The sequence below is a fragment of the Corallococcus aberystwythensis genome (assembly GCF_003612165.1).
Taxonomy (GTDB): Bacteria; Myxococcota; Myxococcia; order Myxococcales; family Myxococcaceae; genus Corallococcus; species Corallococcus aberystwythensis.
On the sequence record NZ_RAWK01000549.1, the window covers coordinates 1 to 791 of the forward strand.

Below are 791 nucleotides of genomic sequence, written 5' to 3' on the forward strand. Positions count from 1 at the left end.
AGATGAGTATAAGAGACAGGGGGAAACGGGGTAGGCACGCCGCTTTCGTCAAAAGGCCGGTGACAGCTTTCCGGGGCACCGGTGTTCCCCTGTCCAACCGGGAGGCGCGGTGTCCGTCGATGTGGAGGCCTATTACCGACGCTATGGCCCCCAGGTGCTCCGGCGCTGCCGCTTCCTGCTGCGCGACGAGGAACAGGCCGTGGACGCCATGCATGACGTGTTCGTTCAACTGCTGCGCTACCAGGCCGCCCTGAAGGACGCCGGGCCGTCCAGCCTGCTCCATCAGATTGCCACCCGCGTGTGCCTCAACCGCCTGCGCGGCGCGAAGCGGCGGCCCGAGGACCGCGACGATGAGCTGGTGCTGAAGATCGCCGCGTCCGGCGACACCGAGGCGCGCACCGCCGCCCGCGGCCTGCTGGACCGCCTCTTCGGCCGCGTCCCCGCGTCCAGCCGCGACATCGCCGTGCTCCACCTGGTGGACGGCATGACGCTGGAGGAGACCGCCCGCGAGGTGGGCCTGTCCGTGTCCGGAGTGCGCAAGCGCCTCCGGGCCCTGTCCGCTGTCCTGCAGGAGCTGGAGGCCGCATGACGTCCCCCCACCGCACCCCGGACTGGCTGCTGGAGCGCATTGCCCTGGGAGAGCTGCCCCCGGACGAGCTCGCCGCCGCCCGCGACCGCCTGTCCCGTGAACCCGATGGCCCCTCGCGCCTCGCCGCCCTGGAGGCCGACTCGCGCGCCACCCTGGAGGCCCTGCCTCCCGACCGCGTCGCCCGCGAAGTGAAGGCCCGCTT

Annotated in this window: 1 protein-coding gene and 1 pseudogene; both read left to right on the forward strand. The window is 71.7% G+C overall.

Features of this window, described 5'->3' with window-relative positions:
* Positions 1 to 109: 109 nt before the first annotated feature.
* Positions 110 to 589 carry an RNA polymerase sigma factor gene (locus D7W81_RS41375; protein ID WP_014400585.1) on the forward strand — a complete coding sequence of 160 codons (480 nt, stop codon included), beginning with the start codon at positions 110 to 112 and terminating at the stop codon, positions 587 to 589.
* Positions 586 to 791, forward strand: a pseudogene (locus D7W81_RS41380) (ActD-like protein); the annotation flags it as partial. The gene D7W81_RS41375 and the pseudogene D7W81_RS41380, both read left to right, overlap by 4 nt.